This window comes from Streptomyces niger, assembly GCF_000718305.1.
In the GTDB taxonomy this organism is placed as follows: Bacteria; Actinomycetota; Actinomycetes; order Streptomycetales; family Streptomycetaceae; genus Streptomyces; species Streptomyces niger.
In genome coordinates this window covers 590095-613956 of record NZ_JOFQ01000002.1, presented here as the reverse complement: position 1 = coordinate 613956, position 23862 = coordinate 590095, and the positions used below count along the sequence as shown (strand labels likewise).

Sequence of the window (23862 nt, the reverse complement as noted above, 5' to 3'; positions counted from 1 at the left end):
GACTGTTCTGCGTTCCCGCATTGCGCGTCGACAGGCTGCTGAAAAACCCGATGGAGTGGACGACCGCTCCGCCTCCTGCCCATGTGCTCCGTGGTCAACGGATGATCCGCAGACGTCAACGGACTGGGCACGGCGCGGATATCCGTCCTCGTGCTGGTCGTGTCGGTGCCCGTGATCGGCACGTTCGTCGGCGTCCCCCGGCGCGCCGGCCGGACGCCCTGAACAGGTAACCCTTGGCCTTCATCGATCGGAGAACCATGCGTACCCCACGCCTCTTCGGCTATCAGCAGCTCCACGAGGGATCCGTCCTGATCACCCGGCAGTGCCGCACCGTCAACGTCGTGCGCGGCAAGGAGCAGGTGTCCGAGCTGCTGTCGGCGCTCGAGAACGAGGACACGCAGGCGGTGCTGTCCCGCTACGCGAGCCGTACGCGCGGGACGAGTACGTCGGGCCGGGCCGGCGCGTGACCCGTACGGGGACGTGACGTGCCGCTGCCGGCCGCCCGCCGCTACGCCTGCGAGCCGGTGCGCGGGTGGCGCGACTCCCGCGCCACCCGCGTACCGACCGATCCGGCCTACGCCTTGCCCGGAGGCCGCAGCCGCAGGCCGTGCATGCCGTTGTCCACGGCGAGCACCGTCCCCACCGAAGCGCTCGACAACGGGCTCGCCAAGTAGGCGATCGCGCCCGCCACCTCGTCGGCCGTCACCAGCCGACCCGTGGGCTGGAACGCGTCGAGCGCGGCCCGGGCGGCCACCGGATCCGGCGCCTGCTCCAGCGACCTGCCGATCCACGGGGTGTCCGCCGAGCCGGGGGCGACGCAGTTGACCCGGATGCCCTCGCGGACATGATCCGCCGCCATGGCCAGCGTCATGGCGTACACCGCCCCCTTGCTGGCGGAGTACAGCACCCGCTTCTCCACGCCGGCCCACGCCACGATGGAGGAGGTGTTGACGATCGCCGCGGCGGGTGAGCGCCGCAGGTGCGGTACCGCGTGCCGGGCGACCCTGACCATCCCGACCACGTTGACGTCCAGTACGCGCGACCACTCCTCGTCACCGTTCACGGTGACGTCCCCGACGGCGCCGATCCCGGCGTTGTTCACCACGACGTCCAGCCTGCCGAACCGCTCGACCACGGCGTCGACGGCGGCTTTGACCTGGACGTCGTCGGTGACGTCGACCTGGACGCCCATGATGTCGTCCGGCAGCCCCTCCGGTTTCAGATCGAGAGCGGCGACCTGGGCTCCCCTGCCGGCGAGCAGTTTCGCCGTGGCCAGACCGATCCCCGACGCACCGCCGGTGACGATCGCGACCAGTCCTGCGAAGTCACTCATGAATTCTCTCCAGTCCACTCGATGGTCAAGTCGGCCCGATGCGGAACGGGGAGGTCGAGGCCGGCGGCTGCGTGCGGTGGGCCCACACGGAACCGCTTCGGCCTCGACCTCCCTTTCCGGCACGGGCGTCGGGCGAGTGCTCGGGTCAGGCCAGCACGTCGGCGATCATGTCGACGCCGAGGTCGATCTCCTCACGGGTGACGACCAGCGGGGGCGCCACTCGAAGGTGCCCCTTGGCCTCCTTGCACAGCAGGCCACGCTCGGCCAGCGCCTCGGTCACCCGACGCCCGGCCACCCGCTCCTCGGAGATCTGCACACCGGCCCACAGGCCCCGCCCACGGACCTCGGTCACGCCGTCCAGCTCGTTGAGGCGGGCGTGCAGGTGCGCACCGAGCTCGCGTGAGCGCTCCTGGAACTCCCCGGTGGCCAGCAGCCGCACCGTCGCGCGGCCGACCGCGCACGCCAGCGGGTTGCCGCCGAAGGTCGAGCCGTGGTCGCCGGGCGTGATCACGCCGAGGACGTCGGCGCGACCGATCACCGCGGACACCGGCAGGAGTCCGCCGCTCAGGCTCTTGCCGAGGGTGTACATGTCCGCGCGGACACCCTCGTGGTCCAGCGCCAGGGTCGTGCCGGCGCGGGCCATCCCGCACTGCACCTCGTCGGCGACGAACAGCGTGTTGGTCTCGTCGCACAGCTCACGGACCTCGCCGAGGTATCCCTTGGGCGGCACCACCACGCCGGCCTCGCCCTGGATCGGTTCCAGCAGGACCGCCGCCGTGTTCTCGGTGATCGCCGAGCGCAGCGCGTCGATGTCCCCGAACGGCACCACCTTGAAGCCGGGCGTGAACGGGCCGAAGCCGGCCTGGTGGTTGGGGTGCGTGGAGAACGAGACGATGGTCATCGTCCGGCCGTGGAAGTTCGCGCCCGCGACGATGATCTCGGCGGCGCCGTCCGGCACGCCCTTGACCTGGTAGGCCCACTTCCTGGCGATCTTCACCGCCGTGTCGACGGCCTCGCCGCCGGAGTTGGAGGGCAGCACCATCTCGGTGCCCGTCAATTCGGCCAGCTCACGGCAGAACGGCGCGTACTGATCGTGGTGGAACGCCCGGGTGCTGAGCGTCAACCGGTCCAACTGCGCCTTCGCCGCAGCAATGAGGTCGGGGTGCTGGTGGCCGAAGTTGACCGCGGAGTAGCCCCCGTGGAAGTCGAGATAACGCCGGCCGTCCAGATCGGTCATCCAGGCGCCTTCCCCATGGGTGAGCACCACGGGGAACGGCACGGAGTCGTGCGCCCCCCAACGCTCGGCGAGGGCCATATGGTCCTGGGCGGAGAGGACGTCCACAGTCATGGCGATGCTCCTTTTACAGGCTCCCTGAAGGGGCCGTTTCGTAGGGACAGTCACGCTCGATCTGCGCAGCTTCAACTGGTCGGCGACGTCGACCTTTCGAATGCCTTGAATTCACTCGGGTCGCTGGGCACACGAATCGATGACGTGGCAGCAACTGGTATGCCATGCGTCGCATTCGACCGGCTGCGCTACGGGCATGTCGCGGGCTGCATGACCTCGGTACGACCGGTCGCACTGTGTACCTCAGGGGCGTCGACCAGCTGGTGGGGGAAGGACTCCACCGTCCCACCCATAGGGAAACTACGAACCCGCCCCCACGCCACGCGTCCGCGCCAAACGCATTCCGTAGGACGCGCCGGGCTGACTTTTCCCCGCGTGGCTGCGCACACCGATTACTCGGCTCGAATCCGCGGCGCCCCGGCCGGGCCGATGCCCACCGGGCCCGCGCCTGCCGGCCACTGCCGACCACGGCCGGCTGCGCGCCGGCGTAAGCGAGCTGCTTAGCCGCAGGTGAGAAAGGTCAACGGAATGTGTCACCGGGACTGACATTGTCGCGGACGTCCCCGGTGTCGGCGTGGTCGTACGGTCCTTCTCGGCGCGGCAGACCGGTTGAGTCGGCCGGTCGATCAGGTCCTACTGGGGAGGTTACGTGTCAGCAGTGTCGACGATTGAGTGGACGGAAGAATTCGCCCGGGCCGTAGACAGGCTCATAGACGTCTCCGTCGATGACTACTACAACCCGTACCGCACCTTCGAGTGGCCCGAATCGATCGCGCCGAACGACCTGTGGATGAGCCGCGAGCTGCTCTCCGTTCACGGCACCGCCGCGGAGAAGGAACTGAGCCACGAACAGCTCGTGGAGCTCTCCCGCTGGGAAAGCGTCAACCTCTACAGTCTGATCGCCCACGGCATCAGGGAGCTGCTCATCGAGGTGATGCGCCGCATCCACACGCCCGGCTATGAGATTCCCACGCCGTACTTCCACCACTTCATCGGTGAAGAGAACGAGCACATGTGGTTCTTCGCCGAATTCTGTCTGCGCTACGCCGGTCGCATCTACCCGGACCGGCGGATGGTGTTCCCGACGGATGAGCGTGCGCCGGAGATGAACAACTTCATCGTCTTCAGCCAGATCCTCATCTTCGAGCAGATCGGTGACTACTTCAACGCCAAGATGGCGGCCGACACGGACCTGCCGGAGACGGTCCGGGCAGTCAACCGCATCCACCACCGCGACGAGTCCCGACACATCGCCTTCGGCGGCAAGCTCGTGAAGGCGCTGTTCGAAGAGGTGCGCCGGACGCACTCCCCCGAAGAAGTCGAAGAGGTCGGCCAGTACCTGCGTGGCTACATCGATCTGATCATCCAGATGCTCTACAGCCGCGACGCCTACCAGGATGCCGGTATTCCGAATCCTACGAAGTTCCGTGCCGCCGTCATAGCCGATCCGGCGAGGGCGCCGATCACGGCCCGCATCACCGAACGCACCAACAACTTCTATCGACGCATCGGCCTGTTCCACTGACGGGAGATCTCATGCCGACATTTGTCGCACCTGGAATAGCGGTCCTCGGATCCGAAGAGGCTGCCCTGTTCGACGCCCTTGAGGGCCGCTTCCAGGACATCGCCGACGCTCTGGGCGGCCGACCGGTGGCCGGCCCGGCATTGCTCCCCGAGACGGACCTGGCGCGCCTCGACTTCTTCCGCAACTTCCCCCACCTCGCGCAGCCGGTGGCCACCCTGACGGACCGGTCCCGGGAGGAACTGGCACAGGGGGAGGCCACGACCCCGTCCCCCGAGCACCCGCTCGTCTCGACCGGCTGCTACCTGCCGACGGCGACGTGCTACGGCCTGCTGGTGTCGCTGCAGGAGCGCAGCATCGAGACGCCCGAGGTCATCACCTCGATCGGCCGCTGCTTCAGGAACGAGGACCACTACGACGGCCTGCGCCGACTCCGCGCCTTCCACATGCGTGAGGTGCTCCACGTCGGCAGCCAGGAGGGCGTGGTGGACCACCTGAGCCGGTCGACCGAGCTCGTGCTGGGCCTGGCCGACCAGCTCGGGATCAAGGTGCGCAAGGAGGGCGCGACCGACCCGTTCTACCTCGGTGACGGCTCGCGGTCGCTCCTCAACCAGTTGGACCCCGTGAAGTTCGAGTTCCTGTCGGACGACGGGACCGCCATCGCGTCGGTCAACCGACACCGCAACTTCTTCGGTGAGCGGCTGGGCATCTCCTTCGCGGCGGAATCCGCCTACAGCGGGTGCCTGGCGTTCGGTGTGGAGCGCTGGGTCCATGCGCTCCTGCAGGTGCACGGCGACGCTCGGCGGGCGCTCGTCGCGATCAACGAATCGGCAGCTTAGGAAGGAATGGGCATGCAGGAAATCATCGACTGGATCCGCTCCAAGAACCCGGAGCTGGAGGGAGAGATCGCCGGGGACACCGACCTCATCGAATCCCGGCTCATCGCGTCGGTCTCGTTCCTGGAATTCATCGGCCTGCTGGAGGAACTGTCCGGAAAGCAGATCGACGTCACGTCGCTGAGCGTCGCCGACTTCCGCACCATCGACCGGATCAACGAGAACTTCCTCGCCCCGGTGGCCTGACCGACCAGCCTGCTCGAAGAGGAACGGAGGAACGTCGTGGACGTGGTGCCCGAGATGCCGGCTGCCCGAGCCGCAGGCTCCGCAGCGGCGAGCGTGGGGGTCTCGGGAGACGTCCTTGTTCCGTACGCGGACATCGACGAGACGAAGGGCCGGACCGCCGGGGGCGGCGCCGGAGCCGGGCCCGGCGATCCGGGCCGCGTGGTGAAGCAGGGCGCCCGTGGCTGACGTCTGGTACGTCGGCGTCGACCAGGTACCCGAATCACTCGCCGTACTCCTGGACGGGCGCGACCGCGCGCGCCGCCGGCAGATCCTGCCCGCGGCGGACCGGAACCGCTTCCTCGCCGCATGGGTGCTGGTACGACTCGTCCTCGGCGAGAAGCTGGGCCGAGACCCGGCCGCCCTGCGCTTCGATCGGTCCTGCACCCACTGCGGCGCCCCGGGGCATGGGAAACCGGTCGTGGAGGCCGGTGCCCCGGGCCTGGACTTCTCGCTCTCGCACGCCGGAGGGCTCGCCGTGGTCGCCGTCTCGGACCGGGCCGTCGGCCTCGACGTGGAGGACAGCACGGCCGGGGAGCAGCCACCGGCCTCGGCGCTCACGGAGCGGGAACGCGCCGCCTGCGGGAGCTACGCCGACTTCGCACGACTGTGGACGCGCAAAGAAGCCGTGCTGAAGGCCGTCGGCAGGGGGCTCGCGATCCATCCGCAGCGCATCGAGGTACTCGGCTCGACGCTCCGTGCGCTTCCCGAGGAACTCGGCCGCCCGGCGGACTACTCCCTCTCGGACCTTCCGCTGCCCGCCCCGTACGTGGGGTCGCTCGCGGTGCTGGGGCCCGAAGCCGCTCCGTCCGTCCGCAGCGGCACGGACCTCGTCGGCGACGCCGCGCGGGTGCTCTCGTCATCGTTCCCCCGCCCCCGAATCCACCGGTAGTACCTCTGCAATTTCATTACTCAATCCGTGAAACACAGGGAGAGTTCGGGTTCATGCTCAGCCGTCACCAGAACGAGGACCGCTATCAGAAGTTCCCGCTGACCGAGATCCAGTACGCGTACTGGGTCGGACGGGGATCCAACTTCGTCCTGGGCAATGTGGCACCGCACGCGTACTTCGAACTCGAAGGCCGCCGCCTCGACCCCGAAGTCCTGTCCCGGGCCTGGCGCCAACTGATCGAGCGCCACGACATGTTGCGCGCGGTCGTGGGAGAGGACGGACAGCAACAGGTCCTTGCGACGGTGCCGGCGTTCCAGGTGCGATGTACCGACCTGCGCTCCGCACCCGAAGAGGAAGCGGAGCGCAGACTCCTGGAGATCCGCGACGAGATGTCGCACCACGTCTACACGGCCGCCGACTGGCCGCTGTTCGACATCCGCCTCTCCCGCCTGCCCGACCACGACCGCCTCCACATCAGCCTCGACCTGCTCATGGTCGACCTGGCCAGCCTCACGCTCCTGTTCAGCGAGTGGAGTGCCCTGTGCCAGGACCCCGACCTCCAGCTCCCGCCCGTCGATCTGACGTTCCGCGACTACGCGCTCGCGCTGGAGCGCGGCTCCCAGGCGCCCCGTCACCGGAAGGCGCTGGAGTACTGGACCTCGCGCGCCACCACCCTCGCGCCGCCGCCGGACCTGCCGCTCGCCAAGTCCCCGGTCAGCGTGCACAAGCCGCGTTTCACGCACCGCGAGTTCCATCTCCCGCAGGACGAGTGGAAGCGGCTCCAGGCACGGTGCGAGGAGCGTGGGCTGACCCCCACCGCGGTCCTCGCGACGATCTTCTCCGAGGTGCTGGCGACCTGGAGCGGCACCCGCCGCTTCACCCTCAACCTCACCCTCTTCAACCGACTGCCGCTGCTCCTGTCGCAGAGCGCGGCCGGAAAGCGGACCGTCCACCCCCACCTGCGCCGCATCGTCGGTGACTTCACCTCCATCTGCCTGCTGGAGATGGATGCCTCCGCCGGCCGGCCGCTGGACGCCCGCGTCGAGGCCACGCAGGCCCAGCTCCAGAAGGACCTGCGGCACCGCCACGTCAGTGCCCTGCAGACCCTGCGCGAGCGGCGCAGGCTCGGCCTGCAGAGCGGTTTCGAGACCATGCCGGTGGTGTTCACCAGCGGGCTCGGCACCGCGGCCGACGTCTCCGGCTCCATGGACTACTTCGGCGACATCTCGTACCGGGTCAGCCAGACCCCGCAGGTGTGGCTCGACCACCAGGTCGTCGACATCACCGGGACGCTCGACCTGACCTGGGACTGCGTGGAGGAGCTCTTCCCCGAAGGGCTGCTCGACGACATGTTCGCCACGTACTGCGGCATGGTCAGCCGGCTCGCGAACGACGACACCATGTGGGGCGAGGACCTCACCGTGCCGCTGCCCGCGCAGCAGCTCAGCGGACGGGAGCGGAGCAACGCCACGGCAGGCACCCGCCCCGCGGGCCTGCTCCACGAGCCGTTCCTCGCACAGGCGGCGAAGACCCCCGACCGGCCCGCCGTCCTGACCGCGACGCGGACCGTGACCTACGGCGAACTGGCCGCACAGGCCGGCGCCATCGGCGCCGCCGTCGCCACGCAGGTCGGCAGCGACCTGCCCTTGCGCGACCGGCTCGTCGGCGTCGTCCTGGACAAGGGACCCGAGCAGGTCGCCGCCGCCTGCGGGGTGATGCTGGCCGGCGGCGCCTACCTCCCGGTCAACACGCAACTTCCCGACCAGCGCAGGACGCGTATCCTGCAGGACGGCGACGCCCTGGCGGCTGTGACCGACCAGACGCTCGACACGGCACTGGGATGGCCCGACGGTCTCCCGCGCATCCTCGCCGACCAGGTGCCGCCCGCGCTCGTCGACCACGGTGCAGGCTCCTCCGGACCGGCGGCGGCCGAGGACCTGGCGTACGTCATCTACACGTCCGGGTCGACCGGCGCGCCCAAGGGCGTGATGATCGAGCACCACGCAGCGCTCAACACCGTCGTCGACATCAACGAGCGCTTCGGCATCGGCGCCGACGACCGGGTCTTCGGCCTCGCCGACCTCGGCTTCGACCTGTCCGTCTACGACATCTTCGGCACCTTCGCCACGGGCGCCGCCCTCGTGCTGCCCGACCCGGACATGCGCTCGGAGCCCGCGCACTGGGCCAAGGTCATGGGCCGACACGGAGTGACCGTGTGGAACTCCGTCCCCGCCCAGATGCAGATGCTGGTGGAACACCTCGAAGCAGGCGGCGACATACCCGAGCAGCTGCGTCTGATCATGCTCAGCGGCGACTGGATCCCGGTCGACCTGCCCGACCGCATCCATGCCCTGTGGCCCGATGCGGAGATCATCAGCCTGGGCGGTGCCACCGAGGCGTCGATCTGGTCCATCCACCACCGCGTCGACGAGGTCCCGCCGGGCGCGAAGAGCATTCCGTACGGCACCCCGCTGCGCAACCAGACCTTCCACGTCCTCGACGAACAGCTCCGGCCGTGCCCGGTGTGGACCGCCGGCGAGCTCTACATCGGCGGCGTGGGCCTGGCCCGCGGCTACTGGGCCGACGAGGAGCGCACCGCCGCGAGCTATGTGACGCATCCGCGCACCGGCGAACGCCTGTACCGCACCGGCGACTACGGCCGCTATACGGCGGACGGCACGATCGAGTTCCTCGGCCGTCGCGACGGCCAGGTCAAGATCAACGGTCATCGCGTGGAGCTCGGCGAGATCGAGGCGACCCTGTCGGGCCACCCCGGTGTCGACGCCGCCGTGGTGGTGAAGTCCACCGACGGCAGTGGCGCCGCCCGCGTCCTGGGCTACGTCGTGCCGGCGAAGGAGGACGACAGCCTCTTCGTGGCCGAGCACGCCGACCCGGACGTGTCCCGCGCCCAGTGGAAGGCGCTGTGCTCGGTGGCGGGCCGACCGGCCGAGGGGCCGACGCCCGACCGGCTGCGGGCCGCGTGGGAAGCGCTCAACGAGGTCTACGTCACGGCGACCGCCGTGGGCTTCCGCGCCCTGGGCATGCCGCACACCACCGGAGCACGGTTCGACTCCGCAGCCCTGCGCGGCGCCGGCGTCGCGCCCCGCTACGAGCGCTGGCTCACCCGCGCCGTGCAGGCCCTCTGCGACGACGGCTATCTGCGCGCCACCGGGGACGACCTGGAAGTGGTGCGCGAGCTGCCCGGAGAGCTGCCCGCCGAGCTCGGGGCGCGCGTGCGTACCGTCCTCGCGGACGTCCTGGAGATTCCCGCGGACGTCAGCGACTGGATGCTCTCCCTGGCCGGAAACCTGGCCGACGTGCTCACCCAGAGCGTCCACTCCGCCGAGCTGTACGCCTCCGACCGCACCCCCGGCGTGTACAAGCAGCTGTTCGGCCCGACCTACGCGGCCGCGACCGATGCGGTGCGCGAGATGGTCGGTCAGTGGCCGGCGGACCGCCCCCTGAAGGTGATCGAGGTCGGCGCGGGCTACGGCTCGCTGACCCGGCACCTGCTGCCGCTGCTCCCGGCGGACCGCACCGAGTACGTCTTCACGGACATCTCGCGCTACTTCATGGACAAGGCGCAGACCGCCTTCGCCGCCCACCCCTTCCTGCGCTACGACCTCTTCGACCTCGATCTGCCGCCGGCCACCCAGGGGTTCGACGGTCAGGCCGCGGACCTGGTCATCGCCGCGAGCGTGATCCATGACATGCGGCAGGTCCGGCGCACCCTGCACAACCTGCGCTCCGTCCTCGCCCCCGGCGGCGTTCTGCTCATGGTCGAGCAGACCACGTTCCACCCCTGGTTCGACCTCGTCATGGGCCTCCAGCAGGGCTTCGACAACTTCGAGGACACCGACCTGCGCACCGGGCACTGTCTGCTCGACCGCGACCAGTGGCACCGGGAGCTCGCCGCCGCGGGCTTCGATGAGGCCGCCGTCCTCACCACCGTCGGCGGCCCGGCCTCCGTCGGCTTCGATGTCATCGTCGCCCAGGCCCCGGGCAGCCGCCGCCGGTTCAACCCCGAGGAACTGCGCGCCTACGCCGCCGAGCACCTGGCCAAGCACATGGTGCCCGCGCACCTCTACGCCCTGGACGAGCTGCCGCTCAGCGCCACCGGCAAGGTGGACCGTGCCGCGCTGGCCAAGGCGGGTGCCCGCGGTTCGACCCGCAGCAGGCCGGCCAAGCCGCCGCGCACCGACCGGCAGCGCAAGCTCGTCGACATCTGGCGCGAGGTGCTCGGCCTGAACAAGGTGGACCTGGCCGACGACTTCCTGGAAGCGGGCGGCGACTCGCTGCTCGCCGCCCGGCTGGTCGCCAAGCTGCAATCCGCGTTCGCCGTGGACATGCCGGTCAGCACGGTCCTGCAGTACACCACCGTGGAGGCGCTCGACGCTCATCTCGAGACGCTCCTCGGCCCGTCCGAACTCATGCCTGCGGAGTAGTGAGCAATGAATCGTGCACCTCAGTCGAGCCATGCCGAGATCGTCGAATGGCTCGTCGACTTCCTGGCCGAGATCCTCGACGTGCCCGCGCACGAGATCGACCCGGCCACCCCGCTGGACGCCCTCGGTGTGGACTCGGCGACCACGTTGGTGATCTGCGCTCGGGTCCGCGACGAACTGCACGTACCGGTTCGCCCGCGGGACGTCCTCGACCATTTCACCGCCGATGCCCTGGCCCGCCATCTGACCGCACCGCTCCCGGCCCGAGTGTGAGGAACCCATGAACGTCGCCACGTCGCCCCGCTGGTTGATCAGCGGGGCGCCGCGGCCTGCCGCCCCCAAGCTCTACTGCTTCGCACACGGGGGCGGCTCCGCCGCTGAATATCTGCGCTGGGCCCGCGACCTGCGCGGCGCCGCACCGCAAGCCGTCCAGCTGCCCGGCCGTGGGTCTCGGGCCGCCGAACCGCCCCTCACCTCGATGGACGAGCTCGTCGAGGCGTTCCTCGCCGGTGTCGCATTCGACAGCGCGCCCTTCGCGTTCTTCGGACACAGCCTCGGCTCGCTCGTCGCATACGAGGTCACCCGCAGACTGCGCGCGACCGGCGGCCCCCTGCCCGCCCGCCTCGTCGTCTCCGGCCTGCCCGCTCCCCACCTGCACAGGGCGGGCGGCGAACTGCATCTGCTGCCGGACGCCGAGCTGCTCGACGCGGTGGCGCAGCGACACGGCGGCATCCCCGCAGAGGTCCTCGCGACGCCGGAGTTGGCGGCGCTCACCATCGGGCCGCTACGGGCCGACTACGCCGTACTCGAAACGTACGAGTGGCGGGCCGAGGAGCCGCTCGACCTGCCCATCACGGTCTTCGGCGGCGCCGACGACCGCGTGACCGCGGAGCAGTTGGCGGCCTGGCAGGAACACACCACGGGTGAAGTGACCGTACGCCAGTTCCCCGGCGGCCACTTCTATCTGCGCGAGCGACCCGCCGTGGTGCTGCGGACGCTGGCGGGCGCCCTCCGCACGCTCGGCGCCCACGAGGGGGCTGCCACGTGCTGACCTTCGCGGCCGCGTCCCTGGTCCTCATCATGATCCCGGGACCGGACCAGGCCCTGATCACCCGGAACTCACTGGTGTCCGGCCGCAGGGCCGGATTGCTCACCATGCTGGGCGGGGTGCTCGGCCTGAGCGTGCACGTCGGCGCCGCGGTGCTCGGCATCTCCGCGGTGCTGCTCGCCTCGGCGACCGCTTTCACCGTGCTGAAGGTCGTCGGCGCGGTCTACCTGGTGTGGATGGGCATCGCCACCCTGCGCAGTGCCCGACACACCATGAAGGAGAGCACGGACGGCGACGCCTGGGACCGCGGGGCGAAGGGCAGGAAGAACCTGCGCCACGGCTTCCTGTCCAACGCGCTCAACCCCAAGGTCGCTCTGTTCTTCGTGACCTTCCTGCCGCAATTCCTGCCGACCAGGGGCAGCGTCATGCTCAAGGCGCTGCTGCTGTCGGCGGTCTTCGCCGCGATCTACCTGATGTGGTTCAGTCTGTACGTCCTCACGGTCGACCGCCTGGGCAGGTGGCTGCGCCGGCCACGCGTACGGGCCCGCATCGAGCAGACGACCGGCCTGCTGCTCATCGGTTTCGCGGCCAGGCTGGCTTTCCAGTCGCCCTGACCCTCGACCGACTTCACAAGAGGCCGGCCGCCGTCGGGTGTCTCCGACGGCGGCCGGCCTCTTGTCTTTCCTGCCCCCCCCGGGCTCAGATCTTGCGACCGACTCCGCCGTAGATGGCCAGGTCGGGTCCGTCCCCTGCCGTCTCCTCGCTGCCGCGCCAGTGAGGTGCGGACACCACACCGGGCGCCACCAGTTGAAAATCGCCGAAGAAACCGGTGACCTGCTCCTGGGTGCGCAGATACATGTCCTCGGTGGCGCGCTTCAGCGTCTCCTCGTCGTTACCGTCTCCCCACGGGATGTCGCTTGCGACGTGGGAGAGGACCAGGTAACTGCCCCGGGGCAGCGCGTCACGCAGCACCGCGGTGATCCTGGCAGGGTCGGCACTTTCCGGCACGAAGTGCAGGACCGCGGCCAGCACACAGGCCACCGGGCGGCCGGACCGGATCAAGGCCTGGACGGCCGGCTGCGCCAGCAGCTCTTCGGGGTTCCGGATGTCGCCCAATACGAAGGAAGCCCCCGCCTGCCCGGCGATGAGCGCGCGCGTGCGCTCCCCCACCGTAGGGTCGACGTCGCAGTAGACGACGGAGCCTGAAGGGGACGCGGACAAGGCGATCTCGTGCGTGTTCGGCGACACCGGAAATCCGGAACCGATATCAATGAACTGGTCGACGCCTTGTCGGGTCAGCCATTGCACCGCGCGTGACAGGAAGGCGCGGTTCGCCTGCATCGCCGCAACCAGACCAGGGGCCTGCATACGGATCCAGGCACCGGCAGCCCTATCGGTCGCCAGGCCGTTCTCGCCACCGATGAAGTTGTCGTAGACGCGTGCCTGGCGCGCATTCGTGCTTTCCGGAACGTCGCTGTCCCCGGCGGGCTGTGAAGTCACGTTTTCGATGGTCATGGTGTGGTGCGCTACCCCTCACGTCCGTGTGTCCACTCACTCACATCACCGTGCCGCCCAATTTCACGCGGCGCCAATATCTTCCAAAGAGTGACACGAACGGGAGCACCCGGACGTAAGCGGGGCGCTTAGCCGCAGGGCGCAAATTGAGCCTGCCGTGTCCCCGCACCTGAACTTGTCGGGGATGCGACTGGCGTCGACGCGATCGTACCGTTCTCATCGGCATGGCAGAACACGCCCTGAACCCGCAGCCTTTTGCTGCAGTGGAAAACCTGCGTGCAGACCGTCGACCAAGGGGATTCGCATGGCAGCATCGCGCACCGTTGATGCCCAGGAAATCGAGGAGTTTTGATGCCACTTCATCCAATAGCTGAGGGTATCAGGAACTTCCGCCTCGCAACAGGCTTCACTCCGCTCTACACCATGTCGGTCGACGAGGCCCGAAAGGCGGACGCCGAGACCGAATCCGCGATCTGGGATTGGATCGAACAGCCCAAGGAGATATTCGAGCTGGACATCCCCGGCCCGGCCGGCCCGCTGTCGCTCCGGGTGTACCGCCCGCCGAGCGAGAGCGACGCGCCGCGGCCCGTGGTGGTCTATTTCTTCGGCGGCGGTTTCGTCGTCGGCTCCCACGAGACGTCACAGGCGTTCTGCCGCGCGCTGTCCACCCTCTCCGACTGCGTCGTCGTCTCCGTGGGTTATCGGCTGGCGCCCGAGCACCCGTTCCCGGCAGCTATCGACGACTGCTATGCCGCCGTGAAATGGATAGCGGAGAATGCGGCGCAGTTCGGTGCCGACGGTGGACGCATCGCCGTCGCGGGCGACAGCAACGGCGGCACGCTGGCTGCGGCGGTCTCCCTGATGGCCAGGGATGACGACGGGCCGCGGATCAGCGCGCAGGTGCTGGTCTACCCGGCGATGCGCTACGGGTCGGACACCGATTCCATGCGGGAGAACAGGGACCCGATGTTCTTCAACGGAATCTCGGTCCCCTGGTTCTGGAACCATTACCTCGCCGATCCCGCCGACGGTGAGTCGCCTTACGCTTCGCCGCTCAACGCGAGCGACCACAGCGGACTTCCTCCCGCTTTCATGATCACGGCCGAGTTCTGTCCGCTGCGTGACGAGGGCGAGGCCTACGCGGAAGCGCTCTCGCGAGCCAATGTACCGGTGGCTTACCACCGTTATGCGGACCTGCCGCACGGATTCCTGTCCATGGCGGCAGTGCTCGACATCGCCAGGGAGGCACTGGATGAAATGGTCGGCTTCCTGCGCCAGCGGTTGAATTGATTCTTCTTCCGCACCACCGGCGAAAGCGCCGGACGCGAGCCGTCGGCTTTCACCAGGCCCGGATCGGCGAGCTGCTGTCGCCGATCCGGGCGGGCCTGGGTGGCGGGTTTTCTGCGGGGCCGTGCCGATGCGCTGCGTGATGCCCGGAACACACGAGACTTCAGGGAAACGTGAGAAGAGTGAGACCTGAGACACCAGTGATCCCCGAGCCCACGATCGGCCTCTCCGGCGCACCCCTCGACGTCGACCTCGCCATCGTCGGTGCCGGCCCCGCCGGCCTGTACGGCGCATACTACGCGGGCTTCCGGGGTCTGAGTACCGCGATCATCGACGCGCTGCCCGAACCGGGCGGACAGGTGGCCGCGATGTATCCCGAGAAGCTGCTCTACGACATCGCCGCGCACCCTGCCGTCGCGGGCCGCGAACTCATCGACAACCTGGTGCGCCAGGTGGCGCCCTTCGAGCCCCGCTACCTGCTCGGCCAGACGGCCACCACCCTTGAGGCGGACGGCCCCCGCTGGCTCCTCGGCACCGACCGGGGTGTGCGAATCAGCGCCGGAGCCGTGCTCGTCGCTGCCGGGCTGGGCAAGGTCACCCCGCGCAAGCTGCCCTGTGCGGTTCCGTACGAGGGGCGAGGCGTCGGGTACCACGTGCCGCGTCTGGAGGAGCACCGGGACCGCGACGTGGTGATCGCCGGAGGCGGGGACAGCGCGGTGGACTGGGCACTGGCACTGGCCCCGATCGCCCGGTCGGTCACCCTTGTCCACCGGCGGGCGTCCTTCCGGGCCCATGAGCACAGTGTGCGGCAGCTCTACCGGTCCCCCGTACGCGTCCTCACCGAGGCCCAGGTGGTCGCCTGCCACGGCGTCGGCCGCCTGGGATCCGTGGACGTCCGCACCGAGAACGGCGACACGCTGAGCCTGCCCGCGCACACGCTGATCACCGCACTGGGCTTCGCCACCAACCTCGGTCCCCTGGCCCGCTGGGGGATGGAGCTGGAGTACCGGCAGATCCGCGTCGACGCCACCATGCGCACCAGCCTGCCCAGGGTGTACGCCGTCGGAGACGGTTGCACCTATGCGGGCCGGGTTCCGCTGATCTCGGTCGGCTTCGGCGAGGCCGCCACCGCCGTCAACCACGCCGCCGTGGCGCTGCACCCCGGCGCCCGCCTCGCCCCCGGCCACTCCTCCGACTCCCACCCCGTACCGGTCCCTGCGTAGGAGCTGACACAGCAGTGCCTCAGAACAAACTCACCCTGATGCCGCACGGCCTGGAGATCCTGCTCCCGGCCGGCGCCCCGCTCACCGACCTGGAGAACGAGACCTCCCACCGGGTGATCCCCTTCGGATGTCAGTCGGGCGCCTGTGGCGCCTGCGTCATCGAGGTCCTGGACGGATCCCACTCGCTCGGGGAGATGGACGCCGACGAGCGCGAGTTCCTGGAGGACCTGGGACGGGCGGACGGCGACTTCCGTCTCGCGTGCCAGTGCCGCCTCACGGACGCCGCGACCGTCCGGGTCGCGGAGGAGGAGTGAGGGCCCTGCGGGGCGGTCGACGGCTCACCGCCCGCCGGACCGGTCCCGCGTTCCGCCGGAGTACGTACCGGCTCGCACCGCCATACCTTCACGTCTTTCGTCCCGAGCATACGGAGGAGTTCCCGTGGCTGTGATCAACTCGTGGGCGCCGAGCGCCCGCCCCACCGGACAGCCGGCGCCCCCGCAGACCGCCTCTCCCGACCCCCGGGAGACCATGCGGCGCCTGCCCCGGCTGCTGCAGTACCCGGCCACGCTGTTCACCGGCAAGGCACTGCCCGGACAGGCGTCCCCGGGCTGGACACCCGGCTTCCACCTGGCCACCGCCACGGTGTCGGTGGTGCTGGGAACGCTGGTCGGCGCACTCGCCCTCACCCTCGGCCACGGCCTGCTCGTACTGCTGCCCGTCGGCTGGGCGGTGACTCTGCACGGGATGCGCAACCTGCGCATGATGATCTACCACCAGTGCTCGCACCGGAACATGTACCGCCGGCGCCGCCTGGACCGGGCCATCGGTCACGCCATTTCCAGCCTGCTCGTCATCCAGAACTTCCAGCGCTACAGCCGGGAACACGTACGCGACCACCACGCGGCGCAGCACATGACGCTCAAGGACCCCACCGTCCAGGCGTTCCTGGTCAGTCTCCAGCTGCACCCCGGCATGACGCGCCGTCAGATGTGGCGAAGGCTGCTGCTGAAGCTCGTCTCGCCGCGGTTCCACTTCAACTTCACGGTCTCGCGCGTCCGCTCCTTCTGGAGCGAGTCGGCCCGCAGCGAGAAGGTGTCGGCGCTCCTGCTGTACGGCACGGCCGTCACCGCCTCGGTACTCACCGGCGCCTGGCCGGCCCTGCTCGTCGTCTGGTTCGTGCCGCTGTTCCCGTTGTTCCAGGTCAGCAACACCCTGCGGCTCTGCGTCAAGCACACCTTCCCGGTGCCGGGCATCCAAACGCGGCACGGCCGCGCATACTTCTCCAGCCTGACCAACGCCATCTTCATCGGTGACGCGCTGCCCTCCCCGGACCTGCCCCTCGCCCGCCGCGCCGGCGCCTGGGCCCGCTGGACACTTCGCCTGGTCTTCCTGCACGCCCCGTCCCGCTACCTGGTCCTGACCGGCGACACCGTCGTGCACGACTTCCACCACCGCTACCCGGCCGCTCCCCAGTGGGCCGACTACCTCTTCGCCCGCCAGCAGGACATCGACGCCGGACACCAGGGCTGGCCGCCGTACCACGAGGTCTGGGGGCTGATCCCGGCGATCTCCTACGCCTTCGACTCGCTGTCGGCCGCCGATGCCGAGGAGTACGACGTGAACCGGCTGAAGGCGGTCAGCAGGCGCGAGCTGTTCGCGGCCTTCGACGACTGACGCACGCGACCCGAACGATGAGGAACTTCTGATGTCTTCGACACCGACCCAGCTGCCCGGCCCGACAGCCACCCGCAAGGTCATCCTCGGCGTGGCGGCGAGCGACAGCCACGCCGTGGCCAACCATCTGATCGCCCTCTCCCTGCGCGGCATCGGCTTCGGCGTCGTGAACCTCGGCACCTGCACCCCGGTCGAGGAGTTCGCCCAGGCATGCGCGGACCATCCGGACGCCGAAGCGGTCATCATCGGCAGCCTCAACGGCCATGTCCACGAGGACCTGCGCGGACTCGCCCAGGCCAAGGCCACCGGGCAGATCCCCGTCCCCGTCGTGGTCGGCGGCAATCTGTCCGTCGGCAGCCACAAGGACGGCACGGCCCACGACCGGCTCTACTCCCTCGGGGTCGACCACATCATGGCCGACCCGGCCGGGCTGCCGGCGCTCCTGGACGAGCTGCGTGCCGCACGCACCTGCTCGCTGGCGGCGTCATGAGAACCAGGCACCGCGCCCTGGCACCGGTCGCCGTGCTCGGGGACGGCGCCGCCGTGCCCTCCCCCGCCGAGTCCGCCGGCTACATCAGGTCGCTGGGCAAACCCACGGCCGCCGAGGTGCTGGCGTCCTGCCGCGCCGCCGGGAGGGTCGCCGTGCAGCCCCGCTGCGGGGTCGGCGGCCATGCGGAGATGAAGGCGCTGCTGACCACTCTTGAGGCCGAGGCCGCGCCGGACATCCTCACCCTCACCATCGATTCGCACACCCGCCTCCTGCGCTTCGAGGAGGCGCTGCGCACCCTCAACGCCCGCCCCACCGACCTCAACGGCTACCCGCTGGTCGCCCACGGTTGGCGGCGCGGCCGGGAGTTGAACGAGGCGGTCGCCGCTCCGCTGGAGATCAGGCACGGCTCCCCCGACGCCCGCGCCCTGTTCGACGTGTCCGTCGCCGCGGGCATGACCTCCTTCGAAGGCGGTGGCATCTCCTACAACCTGCCGTACTGCAAGGCCGTGCCGCTCGTCGAGTCGCTGCGCGCCTGGCAGGACGTCGACCGGCGCTGCGGGGAACTGGCCGAGCACGGCGTGATCATCGACCGCGAGCTGTTCGGCACCCTCACCGCGGTCCTGGTGCCGCCCTCGATCAGTCTGGCGATCAGCGTGATCGAGGCCGTGCTGGCGGCCCGGGCCGGGGTGCGCTGCATCTCCGTGTCGTATCCGCAGGGCGGCCACCTCGCACAGGACGTGGCGGCGCTGCGCTGCATACCGGTCCTGGCCGAACGCTACCTCCCGGCGGACGTCCAGGTGCACGCCGTGCTGCACGAGTTCATGGGCGTCTTCCCGCGCGAGCGCGCCCACGCCGAGGACCTGATCCTCTACGGAGCGCTCGTCTCGCGGCTGGGCGGTGCCTCGAAGCTGATCACCAAGACCTACCAGGAGGCATTCGGCATCCCCGACCCGCAGGCCAACGTGGAAGGGCTGCGGCTGGCGGACCGGGCCAACTCCCCCCTCCTGGGCTTCATGACGGCCGACGCGGACCAGGTCGCCGAGGAGATGGAGTGGATCCTGCGGGAGGTCGCCGAACTCGTCGACCCGCTGCTGGCCCGGCCGGATCTGATCACGGCCGTGGCCGAGGCGTTCGACGACGGCACCCTGGACATCCCGTTCAGCGCCAGCCGCTGCGCCCGGTCCGCGCTGGTCCCCCGGCGCGACGCCCAGGGCGCCATCCGCTACCTGTTCACCGGGTCCCTGCCGTTCTCCCCCGCCGTGCTGCGCCGCAACAAGGAGCTGCTGGGCACGAGCGGTGAACCGGATCTGGAGCTGGGCTCGCTGCTGGGTCAACTCACGGGCGACATCGACTACTTCCGTCATCTCTTCCGCGAGACGGAGTGAGCCACGGCCGATCGGTACTCTCGGGCACCTTTCACCGCACCACACAACCAGGAGCAGCAATGCGCGCAATCGTCGTCGACCGGCACGGCGGACCGGAAGTGCTCGTCCTCGCCGAACGCCCGGACCCGGTTCCGGGGCCGGGGCAGCTCGTCGTCCAACCGGGCGCCGTGGGAGTCAACTTCAAGGACCTGCACGAACGCGCCGGCCGTGGCCCCTTGCCCGTGCCGTTCGTCCCCGGCAGTGAGGGTGCCGGCACCGTCCTGGAAGCCGGTCCCGATGTCGACGGGTTCGCACCCGGCGACCGTGTCGCGTGGTGGGCCGCTCCCGGGAGCTACGCGGAGCGGGTGGTCGTGAACGCGTCCGCCGCCGTACGCGTTCCGGACGACTTGACCGACGAGGACGCGGCCGCCGTTCTCCTCCAGGGACTGACCGCGCACTACCTGACGACCTCGACCTACCCGGCGGCCAAGGGCGAGACCGCTCTGGTGCACGCCGCCGCGGGCGGCCTCGGTCAGCACCTCGTACGGCTGCTGGCACGGCGTGGCGTTCGCGTCATCGGCACGGTGTCCAGCCAGGCCAAGACCGACGCGGCGAGGGCGGCCGGGGCGCACGAGGTGATCGTCCGTGGTGCGCCCGGCACCGTCCCGGCCGCGGAGCTCGCCGGACGCGTCAGGGAGCTGACGGGCGGCCACGGCGTCGATGTCGTCTATGACAGCGTCGGCAAGGACACCGCGGAGGCCGGCCTGCTGGCGCTGCGCCGCCGCGGCATGTTCGTGCTCGTCGGAGCGGCGTCGGGCCCCATGCCGCCGCTCGACCCGCAGTCCCTCGCCGCCCGGGGCTCCCTGTTCCTCACCCGCCCCACCCTCGTCGACCACGCCACCGACCCTGCCGAACTGGCCGAGCGCGCCGGCGACGTCTTCGAGTGGGTGCGCGACGGCACCTTGCAGGTCTCCGTCGGCGGGCGTTACGGCCTGCACGAGGCCGCGAGGGCCCACGCCGACCTGGCCTCCGGCGCCACGAGCGGCAAGCTCCTGCTCCTCCCCTCCCGCTGATCCGACGAGCCGTCGGGTCCGCCCCAGCAGTCGACTGGAGAATCTCATGTGGTCATCCCTGCTCTTCGCCGCCGTGGTGGTGTGTGCCGCCTACACGGTGCGAGGGCTCACCGGGTTCGGGTCAGGACCGATCATGGCGCCGCTGCTCGCCCTGGTGATGGACCTCAAAACCGTCATCGCCGTCTCGGTCTTCCTCCAGTTCGCGGTGGGCGGCTACATGGCGTTCCGGACCCGGCGGTCCGTCGACCGTTCGGTGGTCGCACGCGCTGCGCTGCCCGGCATCGTGGGGGCCGTCGCGGGTGCGTGGCTGCTGTCCTATCTGCCGGTCCGCGCGTTGCTGTTCCTGGTCGGCTTCGGCACCCTCTGGTATGCGGTGCGGATGCTGCGCGGCCAGAAGGCCCGTACGACGGAGCCGTCGGCGGCGGCGGCTCTCGGGGCGGGCGGGCTCAGCGGACTGCTGGAGGGCATGTTCGGTGCCGGCGGACCGCCGTTCGTCGTCTTCCTCAACCGCAACCAGCCGGACAAGTCCCTGCTGCGCGGCACGGTACTGGGCTACTTCATCCTCATCGACGGCTTCCTGACGTTGTGTTACTTCGCGCTGCCCACGCTGGTGTCGTCCGCTCCCGTGCTGGACCGGGCCGGCATGATGACCGCCCTGCTGATGCTGGCGCCGGCGGCCGCCGGCGCCTGGATCGGCGACGTCCTGCACCACCGCGCCTCCCCGGCGGCGTTCCGTACCGGCGTCAGCGCCACGCTCGTCCTGTCCGGCGTGGCCGTGCTCCTCAAGGCGGTGTAGCGCGGACGGAACGCGGAAGCCTCACCGGCCTCGGGCCGGTGAGGCTTCCGCTTCGTGGGGCCGAGGGAACCGGTTGCCTCAGGGGTGGGCGGTACGGTCGCGGACCAGGGCGGCGAGCCGCGCGAGGCCCTCGTCGATCCGTTCGGGGGTGAGCACGCTGAAGGAGAGGCGGATCTGGTGCGTGCCGCCACCCTCGGGATAGAAGTAGCGCATCGGGGTCCACAACACCCCGAACTCGCTCGCCGAGTACTCCAGCATCGCGGCGTCGGCTTCGAAGGGCAGGGTGACCACCGCGAACATGCCGCCGCCCGGGATGTTCCAGGTCGCCCGGGGACGCGAGCCGTCCTCCGGGACGGGGAAGTACGTGTCGAGGCCGGCCAGGACCGCGGCGAGGTTGCGCCGGTAGATCTCCGCCTCGCGCTCGGTGGCCCGGGTCATGCTGCAGTCGGTCTCCAGCAGCTTCCCGCCGATCACGGCCTGGGAGATCGTCGACGTGTTCAGGGTCAGCATGCTCTTGAGCTTGGCGAGCTGGTCGGCCAGCAGCGGGCCTTCTCCGGGGCCGGTGCCCGAGACCCGCTGGTCGGCGACCAGATAGCCCACGCGAGCGCCGGGGAACGCCGTCTTGGCGAAGGAGCCGACGTAGACGACGCGTCGGGTGGTGTCCAGTGACTTCAGCGACGGCAGCCGGCGGCCGTCGGCGTTGAAGAGGGAGTACGGGTTGTCCTCGATGAGGAGGATGCCCTCCCGCTCCGCCACGTCGAGCAGGAGCCGGCGGTCGGCGAGGCTCATGCTGAGCCCACTGGGGTTGGCGAAGTCCGGCACCACGTAGCAGGCGCGCGGGTTCAGTCCCCGCTCCCGGGCCCGGCCCATCTGCACCACCAGGTCCTCGACGTCGATGCCGCCGGAGCCCTCCGCGACGGGGAGGACGGGCATGTCCATCAGGCGGGCAGCGCCGAGGAACCCCACGTACGTCGGTGCCGGCGCCAGGATCACGTCCGCACTGCCCGTACGCAGGGCGCGCAGCAGCAGGATCATGGCCTCCTGGCAGCCGGTGGTGACCACCACGGAATCGGGGTCGGCGTGCACCCCCTCGTCGACGGCCAGATGCCGCACCAGGAGGTCCGTCAGCAGACCCTTGGTGTGGCCGTACTGGAAGAGCGCCGTCCGCACCTCTTCGGAGCCGAGGCCGCGCTCCACTTCGAGGTACTTGCGGAATCGCTCCAGGTGGTCGTGGATCTGCAGCGGGTCGTAGAACTCCTCGTAGGGGCGCCCGGCCGCGAAGGACACGGCATCCGGGAAGCGCCCCGTGATCTCGTTGAGGAGCGTCATGGAACTCAGCACCGGGTCGGACAGGGAGCCGTGCAGTTCTCCGAGGTGGAACGTGGCGCCAGTGGCGCTGCCATTGCTCATGAGTACGCCTTTCCGCGCGGTGCGGGTTCAGATGTGTGGGGTTCTCCGGGGGGTTGTTTCGACGGCGTACGCGGCGGCCAGCCGCCGGATGTCCCGCTCGACTTCCGCGGAGCTCGCGCCGGCCAGGGCGAATTTGCCGGTGTTGGGGAAGACGGCGATGTCGTCGTTGAGCGTCTGGCCGATGTCGGGGATCTCGGACAGCACCACGGAGTCCGGGCACACATCGAGACCCCGGATGCGCTTGACCACGCAGGGCTCGCTCTCCGGCAGGGCGGTGTAGAGCCAGCCGGAGGCGCCGACGCCTTCGTGGTCCAGGATGCTGGTGACCGCCCCGACCTCGGACGGCAGTCCCATGCAGGCCAGCACGGACTCGCGAACCAGGTCCACGCCGTAGACCGCGCGGATCGAATCGCTGATGTAGGCGCCGCCGAAGCGGTTGCCGATCTCCAGGAAGATCAGCTCGTCGTCGGGGGTGCGGAACAGCTCCAGATGGAAGGTGCTGGTGTGCAGCCGTAGCGACTTCAGCACGAGCGCGGTGAGATCGGTGATCCGTGCCAACGTCGAGGCGTCGTCGAAGGTGACGCCCGAAAGGTGCTGCTCGCTGTTCTGGAAGGTCAGGCAGTCGCCGATGTACCGCGAGGCGCTGAGGAAGCGGATCTCACCGTCCCGGACCACGCCGTCGACATGGCACACGTCGCCGTCGATGAACTCCTCGACCTCGTGGTCGTCGGGGATGCCGTGGTCCCGGGCATGCGCGAGGAACTCCGTTCCGTCGCGGAAGACCATGATGCCGAAGCTGCCGGCCTGCCGTTGCGGCTTGAGGACGAGCCGGCCCGGCACCGCAGCCGCGATCTTCTCCAGGTCGGCGTACGGCGTGCTCGCGTCCACCGCCCAGAACGCGGGGACGCGTATCCCGTTGCTCCGCATGACCTCCTTCATGCGGACCTTGTCCCGGCAGAGCAGTGCCGTTTCGGTGTCGACCCCCGGCACACCGAAGTGGTCGCGCAACCGCGCCGCGGGCAGCGTGACCTGCTCGTACATGGCGACGACGGCGGTCGGCGGGCCGAGTTCCGCGGCGAACTCCTCGACCAGTTCGATCATCTGGTCGAGGGCCCGGTCGTAGGCGTCGAAGTCCAGCGTGTGCGGTACGTCGAGCACGCCGATGCGGGCGAAGCGCTGCCGTGCAGCGGGTGACATCTGCTCGGCGAGATGCCGGTTCACCAGCAGGGAGACCTGGTGTTCGCCGAACTCGATCGAGTCGATGTGCTGCTCGGCGAAGCCGACATGGACTACATGGCTGCGCGTGGTGTCCACGGCACTCGTC

At 69.7% G+C, this 23862-nt stretch carries 23 protein-coding genes; 18 read left to right on the top strand and 5 right to left on the bottom strand.

Annotated elements, in window-relative coordinates; translation table 11 throughout:
* Positions 1 to 257: 257 nt before the first annotated feature.
* Positions 258 to 467 (top strand): hypothetical protein, encoded by a 210-nt coding sequence (locus IF20_RS06540; RefSeq protein WP_052863986.1) that lies wholly within the window; start codon positions 258 to 260, stop codon positions 465 to 467.
* A gap of 107 nt (positions 468 to 574) precedes the next feature.
* Here IF20_RS06540 and IF20_RS06535 read toward each other — a convergent pair whose 3' ends face one another.
* Complete coding sequence (locus tag IF20_RS06535) at positions 575 to 1333, bottom strand: SDR family NAD(P)-dependent oxidoreductase (protein WP_052863984.1); 759 nt, start codon at positions 1331 to 1333, stop codon at positions 575 to 577.
* Positions 1334 to 1478: 145 nt separating this feature from the next.
* Complete coding sequence (rocD, locus tag IF20_RS06530) at positions 1479 to 2681, bottom strand: ornithine--oxo-acid transaminase (protein ID WP_052863983.1); 1203 nt, start codon at positions 2679 to 2681, stop codon at positions 1479 to 1481.
* Between the two features lie 658 nt (positions 2682 to 3339).
* Here rocD and IF20_RS06525 point away from each other — a divergent pair.
* Genes IF20_RS06525 through IF20_RS06485 form a run of 9 tightly spaced genes read left to right on the top strand, consistent with a single transcriptional unit; the run spans position 3340 to position 12320 of the window.
* On the top strand, positions 3340 to 4206 hold the full coding sequence (locus IF20_RS06525) for a diiron oxygenase (RefSeq protein WP_234426525.1): 867 nt from the start codon (positions 3340 to 3342) through the stop codon (positions 4204 to 4206).
* A gap of 11 nt (positions 4207 to 4217) precedes the next feature.
* Complete coding sequence (locus IF20_RS06520) at positions 4218 to 5042, top strand: aminoacyl--tRNA ligase-related protein (protein WP_052863981.1); 825 nt, start codon at positions 4218 to 4220, stop codon at positions 5040 to 5042.
* Positions 5043 to 5054: 12 nt separating this feature from the next.
* The gene (locus IF20_RS06515; protein WP_052863980.1) at positions 5055 to 5285 is read left to right on the top strand and encodes a hypothetical protein; all 231 of its coding nucleotides are present in this window, start codon (positions 5055 to 5057) and stop codon (positions 5283 to 5285) included.
* A gap of 36 nt (positions 5286 to 5321) precedes the next feature.
* Complete coding sequence (locus tag IF20_RS06510) at positions 5322 to 5510, top strand: hypothetical protein (RefSeq protein WP_052863979.1); 189 nt, start codon at positions 5322 to 5324, stop codon at positions 5508 to 5510.
* Entirely contained in the window at positions 5503 to 6213 is a 711-nt protein-coding gene (locus IF20_RS06505; RefSeq protein WP_052863977.1) for a 4'-phosphopantetheinyl transferase family protein, read from the top strand. The genes IF20_RS06510 and IF20_RS06505 overlap by 8 nt, the downstream gene beginning before the upstream one ends.
* A 53-nt stretch (positions 6214 to 6266) precedes the next feature.
* On the top strand, positions 6267 to 10658 hold the full coding sequence (locus IF20_RS06500; protein WP_052863976.1) for a non-ribosomal peptide synthetase: 4392 nt from the start codon (positions 6267 to 6269) through the stop codon (positions 10656 to 10658).
* A 6-nt stretch (positions 10659 to 10664) separates the two neighbouring features.
* Positions 10665 to 10931: an acyl carrier protein gene (locus IF20_RS06495; protein ID WP_052863975.1), complete on the top strand. Its 267-nt coding sequence runs from the start codon at positions 10665 to 10667 to the stop codon at positions 10929 to 10931.
* Between the two features lie 7 nt (positions 10932 to 10938).
* Positions 10939 to 11709, top strand: coding sequence for a thioesterase II family protein (locus IF20_RS06490; RefSeq protein ID WP_052863974.1), 771 nt, complete (start codon positions 10939 to 10941; stop codon positions 11707 to 11709).
* Positions 11703 to 12320, top strand: a complete 618-nt coding sequence (locus IF20_RS06485; RefSeq protein ID WP_110943857.1) for a LysE family translocator — start codon at positions 11703 to 11705, stop codon at positions 12318 to 12320. The genes IF20_RS06490 and IF20_RS06485 overlap by 7 nt, the downstream gene beginning before the upstream one ends.
* An 85-nt stretch (positions 12321 to 12405) precedes the next feature.
* Here IF20_RS06485 and IF20_RS06480 read toward each other — a convergent pair whose 3' ends face one another.
* On the bottom strand, positions 12406 to 13221 hold the full coding sequence (locus IF20_RS06480) for an SAM-dependent methyltransferase (protein WP_052863973.1): 816 nt from the start codon (positions 13219 to 13221) through the stop codon (positions 12406 to 12408).
* A 423-nt stretch (positions 13222 to 13644) separates the two neighbouring features.
* Here IF20_RS06480 and IF20_RS06475 point away from each other — a divergent pair, with 423 nt between their 5' ends.
* The 8 genes from IF20_RS06475 to IF20_RS06440 all read left to right on the top strand — a co-directional run bounded on the left by IF20_RS06475 (position 13645) and on the right by IF20_RS06440 (position 21128).
* Entirely contained in the window at positions 13645 to 14511 is an 867-nt protein-coding gene (locus tag IF20_RS06475) for an alpha/beta hydrolase (protein WP_234426524.1), read from the top strand.
* Between the two features lie 179 nt (positions 14512 to 14690).
* On the top strand, positions 14691 to 15731 hold the full coding sequence (locus IF20_RS06470) for an NAD(P)/FAD-dependent oxidoreductase (RefSeq protein WP_234426523.1): 1041 nt from the start codon (positions 14691 to 14693) through the stop codon (positions 15729 to 15731).
* Positions 15732 to 15745: 14 nt separating this feature from the next.
* Positions 15746 to 16045 carry a 2Fe-2S iron-sulfur cluster-binding protein gene (locus IF20_RS06465; protein ID WP_110943856.1) on the top strand — a complete coding sequence of 100 codons (300 nt, stop codon included), beginning with the start codon at positions 15746 to 15748 and terminating at the stop codon, positions 16043 to 16045.
* A gap of 124 nt (positions 16046 to 16169) precedes the next feature.
* The gene (locus tag IF20_RS06460; protein WP_234426522.1) at positions 16170 to 17405 is read left to right on the top strand and encodes a fatty acid desaturase; all 1236 of its coding nucleotides are present in this window, start codon (positions 16170 to 16172) and stop codon (positions 17403 to 17405) included.
* A gap of 31 nt (positions 17406 to 17436) precedes the next feature.
* Positions 17437 to 17895, top strand: coding sequence for a cobalamin-dependent protein (locus IF20_RS06455; protein WP_052863971.1), 459 nt, complete (start codon positions 17437 to 17439; stop codon positions 17893 to 17895).
* Complete coding sequence (locus tag IF20_RS06450; RefSeq protein WP_052863970.1) at positions 17892 to 19280, top strand: methylaspartate mutase; 1389 nt, start codon at positions 17892 to 17894, stop codon at positions 19278 to 19280. The genes IF20_RS06455 and IF20_RS06450 overlap by 4 nt, the downstream gene beginning before the upstream one ends.
* A gap of 59 nt (positions 19281 to 19339) precedes the next feature.
* Positions 19340 to 20332, top strand: a complete 993-nt coding sequence (locus IF20_RS06445; RefSeq protein WP_052863969.1) for a quinone oxidoreductase family protein — start codon at positions 19340 to 19342, stop codon at positions 20330 to 20332.
* Between the two features lie 46 nt (positions 20333 to 20378).
* Positions 20379 to 21128, top strand: a complete 750-nt coding sequence (locus IF20_RS06440) for a sulfite exporter TauE/SafE family protein (RefSeq protein WP_052863968.1) — start codon at positions 20379 to 20381, stop codon at positions 21126 to 21128.
* A gap of 78 nt (positions 21129 to 21206) precedes the next feature.
* Here IF20_RS06440 and IF20_RS06435 read toward each other — a convergent pair whose 3' ends face one another.
* Positions 21207 to 22538, bottom strand: a complete 1332-nt coding sequence (locus IF20_RS06435; protein ID WP_052863967.1) for an aminotransferase-like domain-containing protein — start codon at positions 22536 to 22538, stop codon at positions 21207 to 21209.
* A 27-nt stretch (positions 22539 to 22565) separates the two neighbouring features.
* Positions 22566 to 23852, bottom strand: a complete 1287-nt coding sequence (locus tag IF20_RS06430; RefSeq protein ID WP_052863966.1) for an ATP-grasp domain-containing protein — start codon at positions 23850 to 23852, stop codon at positions 22566 to 22568.
* Between the last annotated feature and the right edge of the window lie 10 nt (positions 23853 to 23862).